This is a genomic window from Streptomyces sp. cmx-4-9 (assembly GCF_046548835.1).
Lineage (GTDB): Bacteria > Actinomycetota > Actinomycetes > Streptomycetales > Streptomycetaceae > Streptomyces.
This window is the reverse complement of record NZ_JAEBEE010000001.1, coordinates 947723-963514: the sequence shown is the minus strand read 5'-3', so window position 1 is coordinate 963514 and position 15792 is coordinate 947723. Positions and strand designations below refer to the sequence as shown.

The 15792-nt window shown below is 73.1% G+C and carries 16 protein-coding genes; 11 read left to right on the top strand and 5 right to left on the bottom strand.

All coding sequences use genetic code 11. The features are described from left to right. The first annotated feature begins 6 nt into the window (after positions 1-6). Both ACLJTM_RS04515 and nudC read left to right on the top strand, forming a co-directional pair. On the top strand, positions 7-1404 hold the full coding sequence (locus ACLJTM_RS04515) for a dipeptidase (protein WP_411101999.1): 1398 nt from the start codon (positions 7-9) through the stop codon (positions 1402-1404). A 62-nt stretch (positions 1405-1466) separates the two neighbouring features. Beyond that, a complete protein-coding gene (gene nudC / locus ACLJTM_RS04510) occupies positions 1467-2408 on the top strand; it encodes an NAD(+) diphosphatase (RefSeq protein ID WP_411101998.1) in 942 nt (313 codons plus the stop codon). Positions 2409-2520: 112 nt separating this feature from the next. Here the strand turns inward: nudC and ACLJTM_RS04505 are convergent, their stop codons facing one another. Beyond that, on the bottom strand, positions 2521-2781 hold the full coding sequence (locus tag ACLJTM_RS04505) for a mycoredoxin (protein ID WP_411101997.1): 261 nt from the start codon (positions 2779-2781) through the stop codon (positions 2521-2523). A 178-nt stretch (positions 2782-2959) separates the two neighbouring features. Between ACLJTM_RS04505 and ACLJTM_RS04500 the strand changes: the two genes are divergently transcribed. The 5 genes from ACLJTM_RS04500 (at position 2960) to ACLJTM_RS04480 (ending at position 6814) form a co-directional block, all read left to right on the top strand. After that, entirely contained in the window at positions 2960-5128 is a 2169-nt protein-coding gene (locus tag ACLJTM_RS04500; RefSeq protein WP_411101996.1) for an ATP-dependent DNA helicase UvrD2, read from the top strand. A gap of 167 nt (positions 5129-5295) precedes the next feature. Then, positions 5296-5619, top strand: a complete 324-nt coding sequence (locus ACLJTM_RS04495) for a hypothetical protein (RefSeq protein ID WP_411101995.1) — start codon at positions 5296-5298, stop codon at positions 5617-5619. 195 nt (positions 5620-5814) lie between these two features. Continuing rightward, complete coding sequence (locus ACLJTM_RS04490) at positions 5815-6183, top strand: WhiB family transcriptional regulator (RefSeq protein ID WP_411101994.1); 369 nt, start codon at positions 5815-5817, stop codon at positions 6181-6183. Continuing rightward, positions 6180-6509, top strand: coding sequence for a hypothetical protein (locus ACLJTM_RS04485; protein WP_411101993.1), 330 nt, complete (start codon positions 6180-6182; stop codon positions 6507-6509). The genes ACLJTM_RS04490 and ACLJTM_RS04485 overlap by 4 nt, the downstream gene beginning before the upstream one ends. Before the next feature lie 98 nt (positions 6510-6607). After that, entirely contained in the window at positions 6608-6814 is a 207-nt protein-coding gene (locus tag ACLJTM_RS04480) for a hypothetical protein (RefSeq protein ID WP_411101992.1), read from the top strand. 25 nt (positions 6815-6839) lie between these two features. Here ACLJTM_RS04480 and ACLJTM_RS04475 read toward each other — a convergent pair whose 3' ends face one another. Further along, positions 6840-8168, bottom strand: a complete 1329-nt coding sequence (locus ACLJTM_RS04475; RefSeq protein WP_411101991.1) for an ABC1 kinase family protein — start codon at positions 8166-8168, stop codon at positions 6840-6842. A gap of 72 nt (positions 8169-8240) precedes the next feature. Next, positions 8241-9494: a TOMM precursor leader peptide-binding protein gene (locus ACLJTM_RS04470; RefSeq protein ID WP_411101990.1), complete on the bottom strand. Its 1254-nt coding sequence runs from the start codon at positions 9492-9494 to the stop codon at positions 8241-8243. 204 nt (positions 9495-9698) lie between these two features. On the opposite strand from ACLJTM_RS04470, the gene ACLJTM_RS04465 reads away from it, so the two are divergent. From ACLJTM_RS04465 to ACLJTM_RS04450, 4 genes are all read left to right on the top strand, one after another. Next, a complete protein-coding gene (locus tag ACLJTM_RS04465; protein ID WP_411101989.1) occupies positions 9699-10262 on the top strand; it encodes a M48 family metallopeptidase in 564 nt (187 codons plus the stop codon). A gap of 171 nt (positions 10263-10433) precedes the next feature. After that, entirely contained in the window at positions 10434-12092 is a 1659-nt protein-coding gene (locus tag ACLJTM_RS04460) for a TerD family protein (protein ID WP_411101988.1), read from the top strand. 20 nt (positions 12093-12112) lie between these two features. After that, entirely contained in the window at positions 12113-12793 is a 681-nt protein-coding gene (locus ACLJTM_RS04455; protein WP_411102279.1) for an AIM24 family protein, read from the top strand. A gap of 17 nt (positions 12794-12810) precedes the next feature. Next, on the top strand, positions 12811-13566 hold the full coding sequence (locus ACLJTM_RS04450; RefSeq protein ID WP_411101987.1) for an AIM24 family protein: 756 nt from the start codon (positions 12811-12813) through the stop codon (positions 13564-13566). An 84-nt stretch (positions 13567-13650) separates the two neighbouring features. On the opposite strand, the gene ACLJTM_RS04445 is transcribed toward ACLJTM_RS04450, so the two are convergent. Both ACLJTM_RS04445 and ACLJTM_RS04440 read right to left on the bottom strand, forming a co-directional pair. Beyond that, positions 13651-14181 (bottom strand): NUDIX hydrolase, encoded by a 531-nt coding sequence (locus tag ACLJTM_RS04445; protein ID WP_411101986.1) that lies wholly within the window; start codon positions 14179-14181, stop codon positions 13651-13653. After that, positions 14178-15626, bottom strand: a complete 1449-nt coding sequence (locus ACLJTM_RS04440; RefSeq protein WP_411101985.1) for a zinc-dependent metalloprotease — start codon at positions 15624-15626, stop codon at positions 14178-14180. Before ACLJTM_RS04440 ends, ACLJTM_RS04445 begins: the two co-directional genes overlap by 4 nt. Positions 15627-15792: the final 166 nt, after the last annotated feature.

Sequence of the window (15792 nt, the reverse complement as noted above, 5' to 3'; positions counted from 1 at the left end):
GTGGCCATGAGCGACACCACGCCGGACAGCGCCGTCCGCACGTACATCGACACCCACCGCGCGGCCTTCCTGGAGGACCTCGCCGAGTGGCTCCGCATCCCCTCCGTCTCGGCCCAGCCCGAGCACGCGGGCGACGTACGCCGCAGCGCCGAATGGCTTGCCGCGAAGCTCAAGGAGACCGGCTTCCCGGTCGCCGAGGTCTGGGAGACCCCCGGCGCCCCGGCCGTCTTCGCCCACTGGCCGAGCGAGGACCCGGACGCCCCCACCGTCCTCGTGTACGGGCACCACGACGTACAGCCGGCCGCCCTCGCCGACGGCTGGCACACCGACCCGTTCGAACCGGTCGTCAAGGACGGCCGGATGTACGCGCGGGGCGCCGCCGACGACAAGGGCCAGGTCTTCTTCCACACCCTCGGCGTGCGCGCCCACCTCGCGGCGACCGGCGCCCAGGCCCCGGCGGTCCACCTGAAGCTCCTCATCGAGGGCGAGGAGGAGTCCGGGTCGCCGCACTTCCGCGCGCTCGTCGAGGCCCGCGCCCGCGAACTCGCCGCCGACGTCGTGATCGTCTCCGACACCGGCATGTGGTCCGAGACCACCCCGACCGTCTGCACGGGCATGCGCGGTGTCGCCGACTGCGAGATCGACTTCCACGGCCCGGACCAGGACATCCACTCCGGCGCCTTCGGCGGGGCCGTGCCCAATCCGGCCACCGTCGCCGCCCGCCTGGTCGCCGCCCTGCACGACGAGGACGGCCGGGTCACCCTCCCCGGCTTCTACGACAACATCGCCGAACTCAGCGACGCGGAGCGGGCCCTGATCGCCGAACTCCCCTTCGACGAGTCCGAGTGGCTGCGCACGGCCAAGTCCCACGCCGCCTCCGGCGAGGCCGGCTACTCCACCCTGGAGCGCGTCTGGGCCCGCCCGACGGCCGAGGTCAACGGCATCGGGGGCGGCTACCAGGGCCCCGGCGGCAAGACCATCGTGCCCGCCTCCGCCCACCTGAAGCTGTCCTTCCGGCTGGTGTCCGGGCAGGACCCGTACGAGGTCGAGGCGGTCGTCAGGGACTGGGTCGCCGCCCGCGTCCCCGCGGGCATCCGGCACGCAATCACCTTCGGCGCGCCCACCCGCCCCTGCCTGACCCCGCTGGACCACCCGGCGCTGCAGTCCGTCGTCCGGGCCATGGGCCGCGCCTTCGGGGAGAAGGTCCGGTTCACCCGGGAAGGCGGCTCCGGCCCGGCGGCGGACCTCCAGGACGTCCTGGACGCCCCCGTCCTCTTCCTCGGCATCTCCGTCCCCTCGGACGGCTGGCACGCGCCGAACGAGAAGGTCGAACTGGACCTCCTCCTCAAGGGCGTCGAGACGGCCGCCTACCTCTGGGGAGACCTGGCCGCCGCCCCCCGCTGACCCGCCGGCGCCGCCACCCGCACCCGCACCCGCCCTGCCTGCCCGTCCCACCACCGGGGGAGTTGGAAGTACCCGTGAGCACCGAAACCGAGCGCCCGCTCTCGCTGGCCGCGCCCAGCGGCATCGACCGCGCCGCACACCACCGCCTTGACGAGGCGTGGCTCGCCGCGGCCTGGAGCCACCCGACGACCCGGGTCTTCGTGGTCTCCGGCGGCCAGGTCCTGATCGACGACACCCCCGACGGGGGCACCGCCATCGTGATGACCCCCGCCTTCGAGGCACCGGTCACCGAGACGCACCGCTACTTCCTCGGCACCGACGAGGACGGCGTGCGGTACTTCGCGCTCCAGAAGGACTCGCTGCCGGGCCGCATGGACCAGTCGGCCCGCGCGGCCGGCCTGCGCGAGGCCGGGATGCTGCTGTCCCCGCGCGACGCCGGGCTGATGGTGCACGCCGTGGCACTGGAGAACTGGCAGCGGATGCACCGCTTCTGCTCCCGCTGCGGCGAGCGCACGGTGGTCGCGGCCGCCGGGCACATCCGCCGCTGCCCCGGCTGCGGCGCCGAGCACTACCCGCGCACCGACCCGGCCGTGATCATGCTGGTGACGGACGAGCAGGACCGGGCGCTGCTGGGGCGCCAGGTGCACTGGCCGGAGGGCCGCTTCTCGACGCTGGCCGGCTTCGTGGAGCCGGGCGAGTCGATCGAGCAGTCCGTCATCCGCGAGGTCTGGGAGGAGGCGGGCGTCAAGGTCGGCGAGGTCGCGTACGTGGCCAGCCAGCCGTGGCCGTTCCCGTACAGCCTGATGCTGGGCTTCACCGCCCGCGCCACCACCTCGGAGATCACCGTGGACGGCGAGGAGATCCAGGAGGCGCGCTGGTTCTCCCGCGATGACCTGCGCACGGCCATCGAGACGGGCGAGGTGCTGCCGCCCGCGGGCATCTCCATCGCGGCCCGCCTCGTGGAGCTCTGGTACGGCAAGCCGCTGCCGCGGCCCCTGGCATAGCCCCCGGCCCCGCACCCCCGGCCGCTGGTGTCGTCCTCGTCACACGGAGAAGGCCCCCGCCGCGGCGGGGGCCTTCTCCAACGCACGTGGGGCCTGCGGCCCGCGGGCGGACTCAGACGGCGAGGGCCTGCTTGACCTGGGCCAGGCTCGGGTTCGTCATGACCGACTCGCCGCCCGCGGGGGAGACCACGAGGACGGTCGGGACGGTCTGGTTGCCGCCGTTGGCCTTCTCGACGAACGCCGCGGACTCCGGGTCGAGCTCGATGTTGATCTCCGTGTAGGCGATGCCCTCGCGGTCCATCTGCGACTTCAGCCGACGGCAGTAGCCGCACCAGGTCGTGCTGTACATCGTCACGGAACCCGTGTCCTGCATGCTGCGCTCCTCTGTGGGGTCTCGGTGGTCCGAGTAGTCGAACGTACGGGACCGCGCCGCCATTCCCCCGGGCGGGGCAACGGCTCGTCCTGCGCACCCGGTGTGACAAGTACGACGGACAAGGGCGGCCTGTGGACAAGTTTCCCGCCCGGCACTCGAGACCTGGCAGCATGGCGGGGTGACAGCAGCAACGCACTCCCCATCCTTCCCGGCCGGCACCGACCTCGCCGACTCGGCCGACGCGGTGCTCCTGGGCCTGGACCCGGAGCAGCGCGAGGTCGCGACGACCCTGCGCGGCCCGGTCTGCGTCCTGGCCGGTGCCGGGACGGGGAAGACCCGCGCCATCACCCACCGCATCGCCTACGGGGTCCGGTCCGGCCAGCTGATGCCCGCGAGCGTGCTCGCCGTCACCTTCACCAACCGGGCCGCCGGGGAGATGCGCGGCCGCCTGCGCACCCTCGGAGCGGGCGGCGTCCAGGCCCGGACCTTCCACTCCGCCGCCCTGCGCCAGCTCCAGTACTTCTGGCCGAAAGCCGTCGGCGGGGAGGTGCCCCGGCTGCTGGAGCGCAAGATCCAGTTCGTCGCCGAGGCGGGCGCACGCTGCCGCATCCGCCTCGACCGGGGCGAGCTGCGCGACGTCACCGGCGAGATCGAGTGGGCCAAGGTCACCCAGACCGTGCCCGCCGACTATCCGGCGGCCGCCCTGAAGGCGGGCCGCGAGGCCCCCCGGGACATGGCCGAAATCGCCCAGATCTACGGGACGTACGAGCAACTCAAGCGCGACCGCGGCATGATCGACTTCGAGGACGTGCTGCTCCTCACCGTCGGCATCCTGCAAGACCGCCACGACATCGCGGAGCAGATCCGCACCCAGTACCAGCACTTCGTGGTCGACGAGTACCAGGACGTCAGCCCGCTCCAGCAGCGGCTGCTGGACCTGTGGCTCGGCGAGCGCGACAGCCTGTGCGTCGTCGGCGACGCCAGCCAGACGATCTACTCCTTCACCGGCGCCACCCCCGACCACCTGCTGAACTTCCGCAACCGTCACCCGCAGGCCACCGTGGTCAAGCTGGTCCGCGACTACCGGTCCACCCCGCAGGTGGTCCACCTGGCCAACGGGCTGCTGAACCAGGCCCGGGGCCGGGCCGCGGAACACCGGCTGGAACTGGTCTCCCAGCGCGAGACCGGCCCCGACCCCGTCTATGCCGAGTACCCCGACGAGCCCGCCGAGGCCGAGGGCGTCGCCGGCCGGATCCGCGACCTGATCGCGGCCGGCGTCCCGGCCGGCGAGATCGCCGTCCTCTACCGCATCAACGCCCAGTCCGAGGTGTACGAACAGGCCCTCGCCGACGCCGGCGTGCCCTACCAGCTGCGCGGGGCCGAGCGGTTCTTCGAGCGCCCCGAGGTCCAGAAGGCGCTGCTCGCCCTGCGCGGGGCCGCCCGCTCCGGAGGGAACGACCCGCTGCTGGAGGACCTCGTCGACCTGGGCTCCCAGGTGCGGGCCGTGCTCAGCTCCACCGGCTGGCCGGGCGAAGCGCCCGCCGGCTCCGGAGCCGTGCGCGACCAATGGGAGTCGCTGGCCGCGTTGGTCCGGCTCGCCGAGGACTTCGCCCGCTCCCGGCCCGGCGCCACCCTGGCCGACCTGACGGTGGAGCTGGAGGAGCGCAAGGCCGCCCAGCACGCCCCGACGGTCCAGGGCGTCACGCTGGCCTCGCTGCATGCGGCGAAGGGCCTGGAATGGGACGCGGTGTTCCTCGCCGGACTCACCGACGGCATGCTGCCGATCACGTACGCCAAGACCGACGAGCAGGTGGAGGAGGAGCGCCGGCTGCTCTATGTCGGCGTCACCCGGGCGCGGCTGCACCTGACGCTCTCCTGGGCCCTCTCCCGCGCTCCCGGCGGTCGGGCCTCCCGGCGCCCCAGCCGCTTCCTGAACGGCCTGCGGCCGGGCTCCGCGGCCCCGGGCAGCGGTCCGGCGGCCCCGCCCGGGCCCCGCAAGCGCGGCCGCCGCGGCCCGGCGCTGTGCCGGGTCTGCGGCAAGACCCTGACCGAGGCGGGCGAGATGAAGCTGCTGCGCTGCGAGGACTGCCCGTCCGACATGGACGAGGGCCTGTACGAGCGGTTGCGGGACTGGCGCGCGGTCCAGTCGAAGGAGCTGGGGCTGCCCGCGTACTGCGTGTTCACGGACAAGACGCTCATGGCGATCGCGGAGGCCTCGCCGACGGAGCCCGGGGAGCTCTCGATGATCTCTGGAGTCGGCAGCCGGAAGCTGGACCGGTACGGAGCCGAGGTCCTGGCCATCTGCGCAGGTCAGGAGCTCGACGGCGGGGATGGCGACGACGCGTAGAAACTCGTCGGAAAAATAGTTTGCACATGCCCGGCGAATCCCCATAGGTTCTTAGCAACGGAAACGGTGGCTTCTCCGAAGCCCCCGATCCGTGCTGTACTTATCCGAATACGCATGGGACAGGCCCTCGGGCCGGGTCCCCGAGACGCCGAGAGGAGGCGAGACCAGTGGCCAGCTTCATCACCTTCACCAAAACGACCGATCGCTCGGTCGCCGCTTCCTGCCTGCTCGGTTCCGTCTCCCTCCGGGGCACCGGTGCGTCCGCGATTTCTGCCGGCCGCCCTGCCCTGCTGGCGACCCTTCCGGTCAGCGAGCGCAATGAGCGACCGACCCTGGCACCGGTGGCAGTACTGGCAGCAGAAGCGAAGGCGCATGGCGCCTACGTCTTCGCCGCCGCAGCCGGTGCCGGAGCCGACACGAAGCAGACCAAGCAGCAGCACCACCTGATGTGGGCCTACCGCGGGCTCGAACCCTGGAGTGATCCAGCCTGATCGCATGATCAGGCCGGCGCCTTCAGGGCCGCGGAACCCCACCCGGGATCCGCGGCCCTTCTGTTTGTCCCCGACCGGGGGCGACGGAGCGAAGGGGCCTCGGGACTGGCAGTGCCAGTCGGTGAGATTGCAGCCCAGCCGCACCCGGCCGACCGGCCGGAACGACTAGCCGAACAAGACGAGGAAGAAACCACCGTGCAACTCGAAGCGCACGCCCCGTCCGTACCGCAGAACCGTACGATCTCCCCGCCCGCAGTCCCGGAGGACCACGCCTTGACCCCGCTCACCGCGCTCACCGCGCTCGACGACGCCATCGAGAACCTGGGCGTCCCCGTCCCCTGCCGCACCTTCGACCCCGAGGTCTTCTTCGCCGAGTCCCCGGCGGACGTCGAGTACGCCAAGTCGCTCTGCCGTACCTGCCCCCTGGTCGAGGCCTGCCTCGCCGGGGCGATCGAGCGCCGCGAGCCCTGGGGTGTCTGGGGTGGCGAGCTCTTCGTCCAGGGCGTGGTCGTGGCCCGCAAGCGCCCGCGTGGCCGCCCGCGCAAGAACCCGGTCGCGGCATGAACGCCGCGGGAACCATCGACCGCCCCCTGACGCACGACCCCCTGAAGCAGGCCCTCATGACCACCGACACCACGAGCGCGCAGCCGCACGGCGCCGCCCACGCAGACTTCATCACCGCCGGCGCGAACACCTCGCGTCAGAACAGGACCCGTGAAATGCAACTCATCCCAGAAGCCCTGGCCCGTGCCCATATGGACGACCGCATGCGCGAGGTGGACGCCGAGCGTCACGCCATGCGCCTGGTCGCCGCGCGCCGCATGCAGCGGCGTGCCGAGCGCGTCTCGCTGCGCGCCCGGCGCGCGCTGGCCATGGCCGTCATGCACTGACAGCCGAGAACAGCTCACCGGGGGGACCGGTCCGAACGGACCGGTCCCCCCGGTGCGTTGCGGACGGCTGCCACCCCCGACGGGGATATCGTCTGGAGGTGGACCAGCCGACTCCCCACCCCGCTCAGCCGGGAACCGAGGCCCAGCCCGCCGTCTGCGCGCGCTGCGGAACCAGAGCTCCCGACGGCGCCCCGCCCACCTGGACCTGCTCGGTGGAGAACGGGAGCAGACAGTTCTTCTGCGTCGTCTGCGCGCGCGAAAACCTCCGGGCGATCGAAAGCCGTCTCGACTCCTCCTGGTGGTGAGGCCGGCCCCGACCTGACCGGGCCGTCACTCGTCGGGCAGGAACCCCGGAAGCCAGGACTCCAGTTCCTGCCGCAGCCGCACCGTCGCGCCCAGCTGGCACAGGACCCCGATGGTGCTCAGCGTCACCCGGTGGATCAGTACGTACGAGGGCGGCAGGTTGATCTGCCGGCCCAACTGGTGCGCGGGGGAGCGGGGGTCGGCGATCCGCGCCGCCTGGCCGCGCAGCCACGGCCGGGTGAAGGTGAACTCCTCCGCCTCGGCCGGCTCGATGATCGGCTTGAGGTAGTCCAGGACCGCATCCGGGTCCAGCTCGATGGACTTCTTCACGAAGCCCTCGGCGCACAGGTGCCCGTAGACCCCCTCGGCGTCACCGTCCAGCGTCATCCGCAGCGAACGGCCGATGGGCTTGGGCCAGCCGCCGGGCAGCCGGTCGACCGTCCCGAAGTCCAGCACGCCCAGCCGGGTCCGGCCGTCCGCGCCGCTGACCAGGCGGAAGTTGCCGGGATGCGGATCTGCATGCAGCAGCCCGGTGCGCGCCGGGCCGGAGAAGAGGAACCGGGCCAGCAGCTGCCCGGCGCGGTCGCGCTCCTCCTGGGTGCCGTCGGCTATCACCTCCGACAGCGGGGTCCCCTCCAGCCACTCCGTGACCAGCACCTGGTCCCCCTGGTACACGACGTCCGGGACGACCACGTCCTTGTCCCCGTCGAAGGCGTCCGCGTGCGACCGCTGGGCCTCGGCCTCCAGCTCGTAGTCCAGTTCCTCGGTGACGCGCTCCCGCAGCTCTGTGATCACCGGCTTGATCTCCATGCCGGGCATCAGGGGGCCCAGCAGCCCCGCGAACCTGCTGAGCTGCTTGAGGTCCGACAGCAGGGCCTCGCCCGCCCCCGGGTACTGGACCTTGACGGCGACCTCCCGGCCGTCGTGCCAGACCGCGCGGTGCACCTGCCCGATCGAGGCCGCCGCGGCGGGCTTGTCCTCGAACTCCTCGAAGAGGTCGCGCCAGTCCTCGCCCAGCCGCTCCGCCAGCACCTTGTGCACCGTCGCCGCGGGCAGCGGCGGGGCCGCCTCCTGCAGTTTGGTCAGCGCCGCCCGGTAGGGTCCGGCCATCTCCTCGGGCAGCGCGGACTCGAAGACCGACAGGGCCTGGCCGAACTTCATGGCCCCGCCCTTCAACTCACCCAGCGTGCGGAAGAGCTGGTCGGCCGTGCGCTGCTGGAGCTCGCGCGCCACGATCTCCGCGGACTTGCCGCCGAGCCGCTTGCCGAGCCCCCACGTGGCCCGGCCCGCCATGCCGAGCGGCAGCGCGGCGAGCTTGACGGTACGCGTGACCGCCTTCCGGGGAAGATCAGACATTCGCCCCTCCGTTTCCCAGACAGCTGCGCCGCAAGCGGCGGCTCGGGTGGCCCCTCGGACACAGGCATCCTGTCATGGCCCTCCCCGGCCACCCGCGCCCGTGCCTCGCCCTGCCGGCTCCCGCCTCCGCGCCCGCTCCCGAACCCGCACCGGCTCCCGCTCGCGAACCCGCACCGGCTCCCGCTCGCGAACCCGCATCGGCTCCCGCTCGCGAACCTGCACCGGGTCGCTCCCCGGTTCGCCGCCGCCGGCTGCCGCACCGCAGGGGCACTCGGGCCGGGGCGCGACGGCGCTGCGCTCCCAGTGCAGGCCCGGCAGGGCGGCCTCCCAGCGGGCCGCGGTGGAGGCGGGCAGCTCCCCGTCCAGGAAGGACAAGGCGTGGGCGGCGGCCAGCCCGGCCACCGCGGTGGAAAGCCCCAGGTCGCAGGCGCCCGCGGCGCGGCGGCGGTGCGCCGAGCGCCACTGCACCAGCATCCTCGGCCAGGCCGGGTCCCGCTCCACCCGGTCCCGCTCCATGCACCCCGCGCAGGCCGTGGCGCCCGGCAGCACCAGCGGCCCCACCAGCCCGGTCCCCTCAAGCACCCCCGCGTACAGGTGCGGGGTGCCCGCGGCGATCCAGTCGGTCGCGGCGGCCGGATCGGGCGCCCAGGCCTGCAGCCCGTCGCGCGGCGCGACCACCACGAGGGCCAGCGCGGGCTCCGGGCCCTCCCGCTCCGCCGACCGCGGAGCGCGGCCGGGGGCGCACTCCCGCACCAGCCGCTCGGCGGCCCCGGCCCGCAGCCGCCCCACGCTGCCCGGCCCCAGCCCGCCCGGAGCCACATCGGCCGCTTCCACCCGTCCGCCGTCGAGCACCTCGACCCGGCCCACCCCGGCTCCCGCCAGGACCGCGGCGATCACGGCGCCGACCCGGCCGCAGCCCCGCACCTGGACCCGGGCCGCCCGCCGGGCGGCGACGGCGCGCAGATCCCCGCCGGGTTCCCGTCTGACCAGGGAGAGCGAGCCCAGATCCGGGCCCAGCCGCTCCAAGGCCTCCGGCCGGCTGCGCAGGGCCTGGGCCCGGGGCCCGCCGGCGCCGGCGTCGTCGATCAGGCCGGCCTGCGCCAGCCGTCTGACGAGCGCGTCGGCCCGGCCCTCCGGCAGCCCCATCCCCACGGCCTCGGCCCTGAGGAGCTCCATCCCCCGCGTCCCGTCGATCCGGTCGAGGAAGGAGCCGGTCGCCGTGTCCACCGGGCCCAGCACCACCGCGTGGGCGGGCGTCACCCCGAACTGCACCGTCTCGCGGTCGCGCCAGGCCCGTGCCAGGGCCCCCTTCACCTTCGGATGCATCGCCGTCCCCCCGATTCCCGTGCCGCGGCACGTCCGGTCCGTCTTGGTTCTTCCTGCTGCGGCAACCCTGCCCGTCCGCCGAATCCGGTGCGGCGGGTTGTCCACAGGCGGGGGGTATCTGTCGTATCGGATGAAAAGGGAAGGGTGATCAGTACCGGCTGCGAACCGATCACGTTCTCACCACGGAGGGGCGCGACTTCGACCGTGCCTTGCGGGTACCGTCGTGGCGTGTCCGCCGACCCCCAGCAGCGCGCCGTCGAAGTCCGCCGGAGCGCGCGCCGCCGCAGGACCGTATCCGCCTACCGCGAGGGTGACCGTACGGTCGTCCTGATCCCTGCCCGGATGTCCGAGGCGGAGGAGCAGCGCTGGGTGGGTGTGATGCTGGACAAGCTCGCCGCCCAGGAGAGCAGGCGCACCCTCGGGGACGCGGAGCTCACCGCCCGCGCCGAGCGCCTGTCCGAGCAGTTCTTCGGCGGCCGGGCCCGCCCCCGCTCCGTCCGCTGGGTGACCAACCAGAACACCCGCTGGGGCTCCTGCACCCCGGCCGAGGGCAGCATCCGGCTCTCGCACCGCCTCCAGGGCATGCCCGAGTACGTCGTCGACTACGTGCTCCTGCACGAACTCGCCCACCTCCTCGTGCCCGGCCACGGCCCCCGCTTCTGGGAGCTGCTGGAGTCCTATCCGCGGACCGAGCGGGCCCGCGGCTACCTGGAGGGAGTGGTCGCGGCCGAGCGGCTCCCCCCGGCGCCGGCCTCCCCGGACGCCTGACCTCCCCGGACGCCTGACCGCCCCGGACGCCTGACCGCGCCGGGCCCCGGGCGCCGGGGCGCGGTGCGCCGCGTTGTGTACCGGGTCGGTACCGACTTGGCCGGATGTCGGCAGATGCCGTTAGCCTGAGCGGCACGCATTCACAGTCGGGATGGGGGACGGTCGTTACGTATGGCCAGGGAATTCCAACGCGGCCACAAGGCCAAGATCAGTGATCTGACGGCAGGTACCGATCTGTACGTGGGTGTGCAGATCGCCGGGCCCGGACTCGCCTTCGACATCAGCTGCTTCGGCCTCGACGCGAACGAGCAGCTCTCCGACGACCGCTACTTCGTCTTCTTCAACCAGCCGAAATCGCCCGAGGAGTCCATCCAGCTGCTCGGTCAGCAGGCCGGCGACACCGAGTCCTTCCGGGTGACCCTGGACCGCATCCCGCCGTCCATCCACAAGCTGTCCTTCACCGCCACGGTGGACGGAGCGGGACAGATGTCGCAGATCGGACCGGGCTACATCCGGATCGTCGCCGGCGGCGAGGAGGTCGTGCGCTACGCCTTCACCGGCTCGGAGTTCACCACCGAGCGCGCCGTGATGCTCGGCGACTTCTACCTCAAGGACGTGTGGCGCTTCGCCGCCGTCGGCCAGGGCTTCGACGGCGGCCTCGACGCGCTGCTGCGCAACTTCGGCGGCGAGGTCGCCGAGGAGGCGCAGCCCGGGCAGCAGGTCCCGGCCCAGTCCGGCGCGGCGCCCGGTTTCGCCCCGCCGCCCCAGGCCGCCGCCCCCGCACCCTCCTTCGGCGCCCCGGCCCCGCAGCCCCACGTGCCGCAGGCCCATGCCCCGCAGCCCCCCGCCCCTGCGCCGTCCTTCGGCGGCCCCGCCCCGCAGCCGCACCAGCAACCGCAGCCGCACCAGCAGCCCTACCAGCCGCCGGCCGCGCCCGTGCACGCCGCGCCCACCATGGCCGCGCCGCTCGCCCCGCCGCCCCCGGCCCCGTACGGCCAGCCGCCGCAGCAGCCCTCGTACGGCCAGCTCCCCGGGGCGTACCCGGCCCAGGTCCCCCCGCCGGCCCCGGCCCCTGCGCCCTACGGGCAGCAGCCCGGCCACGGACAGGTCCCCGCCCAGCCGCCCGCCTACGGCCAGCAGCCCGGCACCGCGTCGCAGGCCGCCGCCGGAGCCGGGCTCGCCGCCGCGCTCCAGCCGTACAAGGAAGCTCCCACCGGAGCCCGCTGGACCCCGCAGAACCAGCAGCTCATGCGGGTCGACCTCGCGATGGGCGGCCAGGCCGTCCTGGCCCGCCAGGGCAGCATGGTCCTGTACCAGGGCAAGGTCGACTTCAGCTACAAGGGTGCGGGCTTCGCCGGCCGCATCGTCGGCAACGCCACCGGCCAGGAGATGCAGCTCATGCGCTGCACCGGCCGCGGCCAGGTCTTCCTCGCGGAGAACGGCGCCCACCTGCACGCCGTCGAGCTCCAGGGCGACGCCCTGTGCGTCTCCGCCGAGAACGTCCTCGCCTTCGACGAGTCCCTCCAGCACGAGGTCCGCCGGATCGAGGGCCACGGCATCCCCGGCGGCGCCCTGTTCACCATGCAGTTCCAGGGCACCGGCACGGTGATCGTCAAGACCCGCGGCGTCCCCGTCGTCCTGCCCGTCACCCCGACCACCTTTGCGGACAGCAACGCCATCGTGGCGTGGTCGGCCGCCTCCCAGGTGATCCTGTCCAGCCAGGTCCGGCTGCGGCGCAACGCCTACCCCGGCCACAGCGGGGAGACCGTGAACCTCCAGTTCCGCGGCGCTCCCGGCAATTTCATCGTCGTCCAGCCGTACGAGGTCTGAGGGAGCCCGACATGAACGCAATGAACCAGCAGTTGGCGGGCTACGCCCCGACCCCCGTCCGGGCCCGCATGGAGAACCACGGCCGGGCCATGCTCAAGGTCGCCATGCAGAGCGGCCAGGACCTCTTCGCCCGTACCGGCTCGATGGTGGCCTACGAGGGCTTCGTCCAGTACGAGCCCAACCCGCCGGCCGTCCGCCAGATGGCCTCGCAGTGGCTCACCGGCGAGAGCGCCCCCCTGATGAAGTGCACCGGCGACGGGCTCCTCTACCTCGCCGACTACGGCGCCGACGTCGTCGTCATCAACCTCGACAACGATGCGCTGTCCGTCAACGGCACCAACCTGCTCGCCTTCGACGCCCACCTCCAGTGGGGCGTCGAGCGGGTCAAGGGCATGGCGAAGTTCGCCGGCCAGGGCCTGTTCAACGTCCAGGTCTCCGGCACCGGATGGGTCGCGATCACCTCCCGCGGCACGCCCATCGTGGTCGACTGCGGCCGGGGCGAGGACGAGACGTACGTCGACCCCGACGCGCTCGTCGCCTGGTCCCCGAACCTCAAGGTCAAGGGGAAGCGCAGCTTCAAGGCCTCGTCGATGATCGGCCGGGGCAGCGGGGAGGCCTACCAGATGGCCTTCTCCGGCCAGGGCATCGTCGTCGTACAGCCGAGCGAGGACAGCACCGACCGGCTCCGGGCCCGGGGCTGAGGGGGAGCGGACACATCATGCAGAGTGCACTTTTCGCCCACGCAGAGGCGCAGTCCCAGGAACGGTACGCCGTGCAGAACCCGCAGCTGCTGCGGGTCTCACTGACCGGCTCCGACGACGTCCTCGCCCGCAAGGGCGCCATGGTCGCCTACCAGGGGATCATCGACTTCGACGGCGAGTACCAGAGCGCGAACCAGCGCGGCGCCCGCCGCCGCACCGGCGAGGGCCTCGACCTCATGCGGTGTTCGGGGCAGGGCACGGTCTACCTGGCCAACCTGGCCCAGTACGTCCACGTCGTGGACGTGGACCACGACGCGCTCACCGTCGACAGCAGCTACGTGCTGGCCCTGGACTCCACCCTGCACATCGAGGTCATCGCGGTGGACAGCCAGTACGGGATCTCCGGCTCCGGCAAGTACCAGCTCAACATCAGCGGCCGCGGCAAGGTCGCGCTGATGACCTCCGGACAGCCGCTGATGATGCAGGTCACCCCGGACAAGTACGTCAACGCCGACGCGGACGCCATCGTCGCCTGGTCCACCTCGCTGCGCGTGCAGATGCAGGCCCAGACGCACTCCGCCGGGGTGTGGCGGCGCCGCGGCAACACCGGCGAGGGCTGGGAGCTGAGCTTCCTCGGCACCGGCTTCGCGCTGGTGCAGCCCAGCGAGGTGCTGCCGCCGCAGAACGCCCAGCTCGGCCAGGGCGCCGCGGCGCAGTTCGGCATGGGCCAGCACGGAGCCCACGCGCAGAACCAGAACAACGCCTGGAACTAGCGTCCCGGGCACGGCCACGGCTCAGGGGCGGGGTCCCGACGGGGACCGCCCCTGAGCCGTGCCGCCCGCGGCCCCCGGCTCCGCTCAGGCGCCGAGCCGCACCAGGGTCGCCTCCAGTAGCCGGACCACCGAGGCATCGGCCACCTCGGGCACCTGCGCGTACGGATACCAGCGCAGGTCGAGCGACTCCTCGCTGATCTCCGCCACCGCCCCGGCCGGGGCGAGCACCGCGTACTGCACGTCCAGGTGCCAGTTGCAGGGCTCCGGGATCGGATGCCGGTCCAGCCGGACCGGGCCGCCGGGGACCAGGCTCAGCCCGGCGGCGATGCCCGACTCCTCGGCGGCCTCCCGCAGGGCCGCGTCGGCGAGCGTGGCGTCGCCCGGCTCGCAGTGGCCGCCCATCTGCAGCCACATGCCGAGCTTCCTGTGCAGGGTGAGCAGAACGCGCCCGCGGTCCGGGTCGACCACCAGCGCGCTGCCGGTGACGTGCCCGGCCCGGCAGGGCTTGTAGACCCCGTCCGGATGGGCCGCCAGGTGCTCCAGGTAGAGGTCGCGCAGCTCGGGCTGGTCCTCGTACTGCTTCAGTACGAGGACCGCGTCGTCGTACAGGCTCACTTCTGACCTTCACCGTCCTGGTCGCCCGCGTCGTCCACGGCACCGTTGCCGCCGGCGTCGTCCTGCCTGCGGGCGGCTTCGCCGAGCATCTTGTCGATCTCGGAGAAGTCCAGCTGCTCGCGGTGCACGAAGCCGTCCGGGTCGTCCAGGTCGGAGGCCGTCGGCAGCATGTCCGGGTGCTCCCACAGCCCGTCCCGGCCGTCCACACCGCGCGCGTCGGTCAGCGAAGCCCACAGCCGCGAAGCGTCGCGCAGCCGGCGCGGGCGCAGCTCCAGGCCGATCAGGGTCGCGAAGGTCTGCTCGGCCGGACCGCCCGAGGCGCGCCGCCGGCGCATCGTCTCGCGCATGGCGTCGGCCGAGGTCAGCCGGGGCTTCGCCGCCGCGTGCACCACCGCGTCGACCCAGCCCTCGACCAGCGCGAGGGCCGTCTCCAGACGGGCCAGGGCGGCCTTCTGCTCGGGCGTGTCCTGCGGCTGGAACATGCCGCCCGCCAGCGCCTCCTGCAGCTGCTCCGGGTTGGACGGGTCGAGCTGGCCGACCACGTCCTCCAGCTTGGAGGTGTCGACCTTGATGCCGCGGGCGTACCCCTCGACCGCGCCGAACAGGTGCGAGCGCAGCCACGGCACGTGGGCGAAGAGCCGGGCGTGGGCCGCCTCGCGCAGGGCCAGGTACAGGCGCACCTCGTCCGGGGGGACGCCCAGGTCCTTGCCGAAGGCCGCGACGTTCAGGGGCAGCAGCGCGGCCTTCCCGGCGGGGCCCAGCGGAAGCCCGATGTCCGTCGAGCCGACGACCTCACCCGCGAGGGTGCCCACGGCCTGGCCGATCTGCTGGCCGAACATGGCCCCGCCCATGGAGCGCATCATGCCGAGCAGCGGGCCCGCCATGGCCTGCATCTCCTCGGGCAGGACCCCGCCCATGGCCGCGCCGACGCGCTCGGCGACCGGGTCCACGAGCTCCTTCCACACCGGAAGGGTCGCCTCGACCCATTCGGCGCGGCTCCAGGCGACGGCGGTGGCGGCGCCGGACGGAAGGGAGGTCGCATCGTCCAGCCACAGGTCGGCGAGGCGCAGGGCCTCCTGGACCGCCGACTTCTCGGCGACGCCGACGCTGGAGTCCTTCACGCCGTCCGCAGTGCCCTGCGCCACGGTCTGCCGGGCGATGTCCTTGGCCATGTCCCAGTTCACGGGACCGCCCTCGTAGCTGAGCATCTGGCCCAGCTGCTGGAAGGCGGCGCCCAGGTCGCCGGGGTTCATCGCGCCGAACATGGCGGCGAACGGGTTGTCCGCGCCGCCCGGGCCTCCGGCGCCGCCCGGCAGGCCCATGCCCGAGAACCCGAACGGATTCGCGGGGCCGCCCTGACCGCCCTGACCGCCCTTCTTCCTGCCCTCGTCGCCGTTCTCCGGCTCCTCCGGCGGAAGGCCGAATCCGAATGGGGTGTCGCTCACGGGTTTCCTCGGCTCGTAGGGCCGCCGGCGGGTGCCGACGGGCAATGGTCCGACAACACCACCCAGCGTAGACACCCCACCCGCTTCCGGGCTCGGTGCTCCGCCGACTCCTGGGCTGCGGCAGGATGGACATCACCTGGTGGGTACGCGTCACGGCGCGCCCCTA